This window comes from Vibrio sp. 1978 (genome assembly GCF_033344345.1).
On record NZ_JAWPOP010000034.1, the window covers coordinates 42,012 to 50,078 of the forward strand.

Below are 8,067 nucleotides of genomic sequence, written 5' to 3' on the forward strand. Positions count from 1 at the left end.
AGAGCCACTTAAATGAGCTAACGCACCCCTTCGGGGCTTGTTGGCCACCTGTCGTTTTCAGAAGACGGCTGCACTGAACGTCAGAAGCCGACTGCACTATAGCAGCGGAGGGGTTGGATCCATCAGGCAACGACGGGCTGCTGCCGGCCATCAGCGGACGCAGGGAGGACTTTCCGCAACCGGCCGTTCGATGCGGCACCGATGGCCTTCGCGCAGGGGTAGTGAATCCGCCAGGATTGACTTGCGCTGCCCTACCTCTCACTAGTGAGGGGCGGCAGCGCATCAAGCGGTGAGCGCACTCCGGCACCGCCAACTTTCAGCACATGCGTGTAAATCATCGTCGTAGAGACGTCGGAATGGCCGAGCAGATCCTGCACGGTTCGAATGTCGTAACCGCTGCGGAGCAAGGCCGTCGCGAACGAGTGGCGGAGGGTGTGCGGTGTGGCGGGCTTCGTGATGCCTGCTTGTTCTACGGCACGTTTGAAGGCGCGCTGAAAGGTCTGGTCATACATGTGATGGCGACGCACGACACCGCTCCGTGGATCGGTCGAATGCGTGTGCTGCGCAAAAACCCAGAACCACGGCCAGGAATGCCCGGCGCGCGGATACTTCCGCTCAAGGGCGTCGGGAAGCGCAACGCCGCTGCGGCCCTCGGCCTGGTCCTTCAGCCACCATGCCCGTGCACGCGACAGCTGCTCGCGCAGGCTGGGTGCCAAGCTCTCGGGTAACATCAAGGCCCGATCCTTGGAGCCCTTGCCCTCCCGCACGATGATCGTGCCGTGATCGAAATCCAGATCCTTGACCCGCAGTTGCAAACCCTCACTGATCCGCATGCCCGTTCCATACAGAAGCTGGGCGAACAAACGATGCTCGCCTTCCAGAAAACCGAGGATGCGAACCACTTCATCCGGGGTCAGCACCACCGGCAAGCGCCGCGACGGCCGAGGTCTTCCGATCTCCTGAAGCCAGGGCAGATCCGTGCACAGCACCTTGCCGTAGAAGAACAGCAAGGCCGCCAATGCCTGACGATGCGTGGAGACCGAAACCTTGCGCTCGTTCGCCAGCCAGGACAGAAATGCCTCGACTTCGCTGCTGCCCAAGGTTGCCGGGTGACGCACACCGTGGAAACGGATGAAGGCACGAACCCAGTGGACATAAGCCTGTTCGGTTGGTAAGCTGTAATGCAAGTAGCGTATGCGCTCACGCAACTGGTCCAGAACCTTGACCGAACGCAGCGGTGGTAACGGCGCAGTGGCGGTTTTCATGGCTTGTTATGACTGTTTTTTTGTACAGTCTATGCCTCGGGCATCCAAGCAGCAAGCGCGTTACGCCGTGGGTCGATGTTTGATGTTATGGAGCAGCAACGATGTTACGCAGCAGGGCAGTCGCCCTAAAACAAAGTTATGCCGCACCCACCCCTATGGAGTCTTGATGTTAAAAGTTATTAGTAGTTTATTGGTCTACATGACCGCGTCTGTCATGGCTGTCGCAAGTCCGTTAGCCCATTCCGGGGAGCCGAGTGGTGAGTATCCGACAGTCAACGAAATTCCGGTCGGAGAGGTCCGACTTTACCAGATTGCCGATGGTGTTTGGTCGCATATCGCAACGCAGTCGTTTGATGGCGCGGTCTACCCGTCCAATGGTCTCATTGTCCGTGATGGTGATGAGTTGCTTTTGATTGATACAGCGTGGGGTGCGAAAAACACAGCGGCACTTCTCGCGGAGATTGAAAAGCAAATTGGACTTCCCGTAACGCGTGCAGTCTCCACGCACTTTCATGACGACCGCGTCGGCGGCGTTGATGTCCTTCGGGCGGCTGGGGTGGCAACGTACGCATCACCGTCGACACGCCGGCTAGCCGAGGCAGAGGGGAACGAGATTCCCACGCATTCTCTAGAAGGACTCTCATCGAGCGGGGACGCAGTGCGCTTCGGTCCAGTAGAGCTCTTCTATCCTGGTGCTGCGCATTCGACCGACAATCTGGTTGTATACGTCCCGTCAGCGAACGTGCTATACGGTGGTTGTGCCGTTCATGAGTTGTCAAGCACGTCTGCGGGGAACGTGGCCGATGCCGATCTGGCTGAATGGCCCACCTCCGTTGAGCGGATTCAAAAACACTACCCGGAAGCAGAGGTCGTCATTCCCGGGCACGGTCTACCGGGCGGTCTAGACTTGCTCCAGCACACAGCGAACGTTGTCAAAGCACACAAAAATCGCTCAGTCGCCGAGTAGCAGATGCGGCATAACAAATCGTTGGAGCGGGACTTTTGCTACGCAGGCTGCGCCTACTCCGCAAAAGCCCCTCAACTCAGGCGTTAGGCATCACAAAGTACAGCATCGTGACCAACAGCAACGATTCCGTCACACTGCGCCTCATGACTGAGCATGACCTTGCGATGCTCTATGAGTGGCTAAATCGATCTCATATCGTCGAGTGGTGGGGCGGAGAAGAAGCACGCCCGACACTTGCTGACGTACAGGAACAGTACTTGCCAAGCGTTTTAGCGCAAGAGTCCGTCACTCCATACATTGCAATGCTGAATGGAGAGCCGATTGGGTATGCCCAGTCGTACGTTGCTCTTGGAAGCGGGGACGGATGGTGGGAAGAAGAAACCGATCCAGGAGTACGCGGAATAGACCAGTCACTGGCGAATGCATCACAACTGGGCAAAGGCTTGGGAACCAAGCTGGTTCGAGCACTGGTTGAGTTGCTGTTCAATGATCCCGAGGTCACCAAGATCCAAACGGACCCGTCGCCGAGCAACTTGCGAGCGATCCGATGCTACGAGAAAGCGGGGTTTGAGAGGCAAGGTACCGTAACCACCCCAGATGGTCCAGCCGTGTACATGGTTCAAACACGCCAGGCATTCGAGCGAACACGCAGTGATGCCTAACCCTTCCATCGAGGGGGACGTCCAAGGGCTGGCGCCCTTGGCCGCCCCTCATGTCAAACGTTAGACCGCTATGACAGTCGCCCTCGACGAAGTATCTGAACTAAAGAATTTGCTTTCACCCTTGTTGGATGAATGCACTTTTGAAGAAGTTGAGTATGGTCAGTCAGATGCTCGAGTGATTCGAGTTCTATTTCCTGATCGCAATACCGCGTATCTAAAGTACGCCTCCGGATCTTCTGCTCAAGAAATTCTTCAAGAGCATCAGCGCACTAGATGGCTCAGAACACGAGCTCTCGTACCGGAAGTGATCTCATATGTCTCGACTTCAACTGTCACCATCCTGTTGACAAAAGCATTGATTGGCCACAATGCCGCTGACGCCGCAGATGCAGATCCAGTTATTGTTGTTGCAGAGATGGCACGAGCGTTACGCGACCTCCATTCGATCTCGCCTGACGATTGCCCATTCGACGAAAGGCTCCACCTGCGACTGAAGCTGGCTTCGGGCCGTTTGGAAGCCGGGTTAGTTGATGAGGAGGACTTTGATCACGCAAGGCAAGGCATGCTGGCGCGGGATGTTTACGAGCAACTTTTTATACAAATGCCTGGAGCGGAGCAGCTGGTAGTCACACATGGCGACGCCTGTCCCGAGAACTTCATCTTCCAAGGTAATGCCTTCGTCGGCTTCATAGACTGCGGTCGGGTCGGGCTTGCCGATAAGTATCAAGACCTGGCGCTTGCATCGAGAAACATTGACGCGGTATTTGGACCAGAACTCACTAACCAGTTCTTCATCGAGTATGGAGAGCCAAATCCGAACATAGCTAAGATTGAGTACTACCGGATCTTGGATGAGTTCTTCTAAGCGCGGTCTAACAATTCGTTCAAGCCGAGATCGCTTCGCGGCCGCGGAGTTGTTCTGTAAATTGTCACAACGCCGCGGCCGCAAAGCGCTCCGGCTTAACTCAGGCGTTAAACATCATGAGGGAAGCGGTGATCGCCGAAGTATCGACTCAACTATCAGAGGTAGTTGGCGTCATCGAGCGCCATCTCGAACCGACGTTGCTGGCCGTACATTTGTACGGCTCCGCAGTGGATGGCGGCCTGAAGCCACACAGTGATATTGATTTGCTGGTTACGGTGACCGTAAGGCTTGATGAAACAACGCGGCGAGCTTTGATCAACGACCTTTTGGAAACTTCGGCTTCCCCTGGAGAGAGCGAGATTCTCCGCGCTGTAGAAGTCACCATTGTTGTGCACGACGACATCATTCCGTGGCGTTATCCAGCTAAGCGCGAACTGCAATTTGGAGAATGGCAGCGCAATGACATTCTTGCAGGTATCTTCGAGCCAGCCACGATCGACATTGATCTGGCTATCTTGCTGACAAAAGCAAGAGAACATAGCGTTGCCTTGGTAGGTCCAGCGGCGGAGGAACTCTTTGATCCGGTTCCTGAACAGGATCTATTTGAGGCGCTAAATGAAACCTTAACGCTATGGAACTCGCCGCCCGACTGGGCTGGCGATGAGCGAAATGTAGTGCTTACGTTGTCCCGCATTTGGTACAGCGCAGTAACCGGCAGAATCGCGCCGAAGGATGTCGCTGCCGACTGGGCAATGGAGCGCCTGCCGGCCCAGTATCAGCCCGTCATACTTGAAGCTAGACAGGCTTATCTTGGACAAGAAGAAGATCGCTTGGCCTCGCGCGCAGATCAGTTGGAAGAATTTGTTCACTACGTGAAAGGCGAGATCACCAAGGTAGTCGGCAAATAATGTCTAACTCAAGCGTTAGATGCACTAAGCACATAATTGCTCACAGCCAAACTATCAGGTCAAGTCTGCTTTTATTATTTTTAAGCGTGCATAATAAGCCCTACACAAATTGGGAGATATATCATGAAAGGCTGGCTTTTTCTTGTTATCGCAATAGTTGGCGAAGTAATCGCAACATCCGCATTAAAATCTAGCGAGGGCTTTACTAAGCTTGCCCCTTCCGCCGTTGTCATAATCGGTTATGGCATCGCATTTTATTTTCTTTCTCTGGTTCTGAAATCCATCCCTGTCGGTGTTGCTTATGCAGTCTGGTCGGGACTCGGCGTCGTCATAATTACAGCCATTGCCTGGTTGCTTCATGGGCAAAAGCTTGATGCGTGGGGCTTTGTAGGTATGGGGCTCATAATTGCTGCCTTTTTGCTCGCCCGATCCCCATCGTGGAAGTCGCTGCGGAGGCCGACGCCATGGTGACGGTGTTCGGCATTCTGAATCTCACCGAGGACTCCTTCTTCGATGAGAGCCGGCGGCTAGACCCCGCCGGCGCTGTCACCGCGGCGATCGAAATGCTGCGAGTCGGATCAGACGTCGTGGATGTCGGACCGGCCGCCAGCCATCCGGACGCGAGGCCTGTATCGCCGGCCGATGAGATCAGACGTATTGCGCCGCTCTTAGACGCCCTGTCCGATCAGATGCACCGTGTTTCAATCGACAGCTTCCAACCGGAAACCCAGCGCTATGCGCTCAAGCGCGGCGTGGGCTACCTGAACGATATCCAAGGATTTCCTGACCCTGCGCTCTATCCCGATATTGCTGAGGCGGACTGCAGGCTGGTGGTTATGCACTCAGCGCAGCGGGATGGCATCGCCACCCGCACCGGTCACCTTCGACCCGAAGACGCGCTCGACGAGATTGTGCGGTTCTTCGAGGCGCGGGTTTCCGCCTTGCGACGGAGCGGGGTCGCTGCCGACCGGCTCATCCTCGATCCGGGGATGGGATTTTTCTTGAGCCCCGCACCGGAAACATCGCTGCACGTGCTGTCGAACCTTCAAAAGCTGAAGTCGGCGTTGGGGCTTCCGCTATTGGTCTCGGTGTCGCGGAAATCCTTCTTGGGCGCCACCGTTGGCCTTCCTGTAAAGGATCTGGGTCCAGCGAGCCTTGCGGCGGAACTTCACGCGATCGGCAATGGCGCTGACTACGTCCGCACCCACGCGCCTGGAGATCTGCGAAGCGCAATCACCTTCTCGGAAACCCTCGCGAAATTTCGCAGTCGCGACGCCAGAGACCGAGGGTTAGATCATGCCTAGCATTCACCTTCCGGCCGCCCGCTAGCGGACCCTGGTCAGGTTCCGCGAAGGTGGGCGCAGACATGCTGGGCTCGTCAGGATCAAACTGCACTATGAGGCGGCGGTTCATACCGCGCCAGGGGAGCGAATGGACAGCGAGGAGCCTCCGAACGTTCGGGTCGCCTGCTCGGGTGATATCGACGAGGTTGTGCGGCTGATGCACGACGCTGCGGCGTGGATGTCCGCCAAGGGAACGCCCGCCTGGGACGTCGCGCGGATCGACCGGACATTCGCGGAGACCTTCGTCCTGAGATCCGAGCTCCTAGTCGCGAGTTGCAGCGACGGCATCGTCGGCTGTTGCACCTTGTCGGCCGAGGATCCCGAGTTCTGGCCCGACGCCCTCAAGGGGGAGGCCGCATATCTGCACAAGCTCGCGGTGCGACGGACACATGCGGGCCGGGGTGTCAGCTCCGCGCTGATCGAGGCTTGCCGCCATGCCGCGCGAACGCAGGGGTGCGCCAAGCTGCGGCTCGACTGCCACCCGAACCTGCGTGGCCTATACGAGCGGCTCGGATTCACCCACGTCGACACTTTCAATCCCGGCTGGGATCCAACCTTCATCGCAGAACGCCTAGAACTCGAAATCTAACGTCCGTTCGGGCATCGAGGTCCATGTCGGGGTGGGACGGGCCCGTGGCTTCAAGATCACTTGCAGTCCGACCGCGATGTCTTGGTTGCGCGAGAGGTTGTCGACAGGCCATGCTGAGTGTGCGATGGTTGATCGCTTCCTCGCCGCTCTCCACGGCGACGATGGCCGCCGCCATCAGCAAGTGCGCCAGTTCCCCTATGGTGCCCTCGCTGCGTGTGAGCAGGTAGCGAGCCATGTCCAGCGTGGCAATTGGGGAAGGCCGGCGCAGCGGGAGCGAAGCGGCGAAGCTGGCCAGCAGTGAGCAGCAATCGTCGTTGGCCTCCCATACCGGCAGCATCATCGGCTCGAAGCGATTTTCCAACTGGTCATCGGAGCGGATGGCTAGGTAGGCGTCGCGCGTGCCTACCCCAACCAACGGGATGCGCAGTTCGTTGCCGAGGAAGCGCAGCAGGTTGAGGAATTCCCGGCGGTTGACGCTGTTGCCGGCCAGCACGTTGTGCAGCTCGTCGATCACCAGCATGCGCACGCCGACCTTGCGCAGCAGTGCCAGAGCCAGTTGCTCCATTTCCGGCAACCGTGGGCGTGGGCGCAGCGGCGCGCCCATCGCGGCGAGCAGCGCGACGTAGAAGCGGATCACGGACGGCTCGGACGGCATCTGCACGACCAACACCGGGATGTGCTCCTGGTCGGCGTCGGAGCTGGCCGGGTGGGTGCGGCGGAACTTCTCGACGATCATCGACTTGCCATTGTTGGTCGGGCCAACCAGCAGCAGGTTGGGCATGCGTTGCTTGTTTGGCCACGCATAAAGGGCTTCCAGCCGGTTCAGCGCCTCGACTGCGCGCGGATAGCCGATCCAGCGGTCGGCGCGAAGGCGCTGGATGCGCTCGTCCGCCGGAAGACGGGCCAAGCCCTGGGCCGCCGGCAGCAGGTGGGACAGGTCGATGATGGGATATTCGTCCACGGCTACCACTCCTCAATCTGGTCGAACGGTTTGGCGGGTGGCAAGTTGTCTGCCTGCGGGTCGGCAATATCCGTATCCGGCGGAACGGGCTTGTCCGGCCGAGCTGATGTCTTGAGGTGCTGGCGGCGATCCGCGTCACGCCGCGCCTTGCGTGTGGCCTTCTGCGCGCTGGTCACAATCTCACGCATCTGGCCGATCATGCGGAACAGCGCCGACTCATCCACCTGTTCGCGCCCTTGCTGCCGCAGTTTCGCCAGCGCCTGCCGTTGTTCCCAGAGGGTGACAGCCGGATGCGACAAGGTACGGTAGGGAATTTCCAGGTAATGCTGTCCCTCCGGTTCCAGGACCCAGATACGGCTGATGTCGCGCGGATCGCGCCGGATCAGAAAGGACGGCCAGCGTTCACGCCGCGCAATCCACGGCTTGAGCGCATCGGCGTAGTAGTGGATGTGGTCGATGACAAAGCCGGTGCGGGTCAGCGTGCGCCGGAGGATCGGCAGAAAATCG

General features: G+C 58.2%; 10 protein-coding genes. 7 read left to right on the forward strand and 3 right to left on the reverse strand.

Annotated elements, in window-relative coordinates; translation table 11 throughout:
- Nucleotides 1-251: 251 nt before the first annotated feature.
- Nucleotides 252-1,265, reverse strand: coding sequence for a class 1 integron integrase IntI1 (intI1, locus tag R8N49_RS22350; protein WP_000845039.1), 1,014 nt, complete (start codon nucleotides 1,263-1,265; stop codon nucleotides 252-254).
- A 166-nt stretch (nucleotides 1,266-1,431) separates the two neighbouring features.
- Here intI1 and R8N49_RS22355 point away from each other — a divergent pair, with 166 nt between their 5' ends.
- The 7 genes from R8N49_RS22355 (at nucleotide 1,432) to R8N49_RS22385 (ending at nucleotide 6,599) form a co-directional block, all read left to right on the forward strand.
- Nucleotides 1,432-2,232: a subclass B1 metallo-beta-lactamase VIM-1 gene (locus R8N49_RS22355; RefSeq protein ID WP_013263789.1), complete on the forward strand. Its 801-nt coding sequence runs from the start codon at nucleotides 1,432-1,434 to the stop codon at nucleotides 2,230-2,232.
- Nucleotides 2,233-2,339: 107 nt separating this feature from the next.
- Nucleotides 2,340-2,894, forward strand: coding sequence for an aminoglycoside N-acetyltransferase AAC(6')-Ib4 (locus tag R8N49_RS22360; protein ID WP_003159191.1), 555 nt, complete (start codon nucleotides 2,340-2,342; stop codon nucleotides 2,892-2,894).
- A gap of 70 nt (nucleotides 2,895-2,964) precedes the next feature.
- The gene (gene aph(3')-XV, locus R8N49_RS22365; RefSeq protein WP_019407932.1) at nucleotides 2,965-3,759 is read left to right on the forward strand and encodes an aminoglycoside O-phosphotransferase APH(3')-XV; all 795 of its coding nucleotides are present in this window, start codon (nucleotides 2,965-2,967) and stop codon (nucleotides 3,757-3,759) included.
- A gap of 116 nt (nucleotides 3,760-3,875) precedes the next feature.
- Nucleotides 3,876-4,667 carry an ANT(3'')-Ia family aminoglycoside nucleotidyltransferase AadA1 gene (aadA1, locus tag R8N49_RS22370; protein WP_001206317.1) on the forward strand — a complete coding sequence of 264 codons (792 nt, stop codon included), beginning with the start codon at nucleotides 3,876-3,878 and terminating at the stop codon, nucleotides 4,665-4,667.
- Between the two features lie 123 nt (nucleotides 4,668-4,790).
- On the forward strand, nucleotides 4,791-5,138 hold the full coding sequence (locus R8N49_RS22375; RefSeq protein ID WP_000679427.1) for a quaternary ammonium compound efflux SMR transporter QacE delta 1: 348 nt from the start codon (nucleotides 4,791-4,793) through the stop codon (nucleotides 5,136-5,138).
- Complete coding sequence (gene sul1, locus R8N49_RS22380) at nucleotides 5,132-5,971, forward strand: sulfonamide-resistant dihydropteroate synthase Sul1 (protein WP_000259031.1); 840 nt, start codon at nucleotides 5,132-5,134, stop codon at nucleotides 5,969-5,971. Before R8N49_RS22375 ends, sul1 begins: the two co-directional genes overlap by 7 nt.
- Nucleotides 5,972-6,098: 127 nt before the next feature.
- Entirely contained in the window at nucleotides 6,099-6,599 is a 501-nt protein-coding gene (locus R8N49_RS22385) for a GNAT family N-acetyltransferase (protein ID WP_000376623.1), read from the forward strand.
- On the opposite strand, the gene R8N49_RS22390 is transcribed toward R8N49_RS22385, so the two are convergent.
- Nucleotides 6,568-7,560, reverse strand: coding sequence for a TniB family NTP-binding protein (locus tag R8N49_RS22390; RefSeq protein ID WP_001381192.1), 993 nt, complete (start codon nucleotides 7,558-7,560; stop codon nucleotides 6,568-6,570). The two genes, R8N49_RS22385 and R8N49_RS22390, sit on opposite strands and share 32 nt — an antisense overlap.
- A gap of 2 nt (nucleotides 7,561-7,562) precedes the next feature.
- Nucleotides 7,563-8,067: Mu transposase C-terminal domain-containing protein (locus R8N49_RS22395; protein ID WP_072264849.1), on the reverse strand; the 505-nt coding region annotated here is incomplete at its 5' end.

What these genes read in the sequence shown, in the direction of transcription:
- intI1 (WP_000845039.1), bottom strand. Translation starts at nt 1,265, where the DNA reads ATGAAAACCGCCACTGCGCCGTTACCACCGCTGCGTTCGGTCAAGGTT.
- R8N49_RS22355 (WP_013263789.1), top strand. Translation starts at nt 1,432, where the DNA reads ATGTTAAAAGTTATTAGTAGTTTATTGGTCTACATGACCGCGTCTGTC.
- aadA1 (WP_001206317.1), top strand. Translation starts at nt 3,876, where the DNA reads ATGAGGGAAGCGGTGATCGCCGAAGTATCGACTCAACTATCAGAGGTA.
- R8N49_RS22375 (WP_000679427.1), top strand. Translation starts at nt 4,791, where the DNA reads ATGAAAGGCTGGCTTTTTCTTGTTATCGCAATAGTTGGCGAAGTAATC.
- sul1 (WP_000259031.1), top strand. Translation starts at nt 5,132, where the DNA reads ATGGTGACGGTGTTCGGCATTCTGAATCTCACCGAGGACTCCTTCTTC.
- R8N49_RS22385 (WP_000376623.1), top strand. Translation starts at nt 6,099, where the DNA reads ATGGACAGCGAGGAGCCTCCGAACGTTCGGGTCGCCTGCTCGGGTGAT.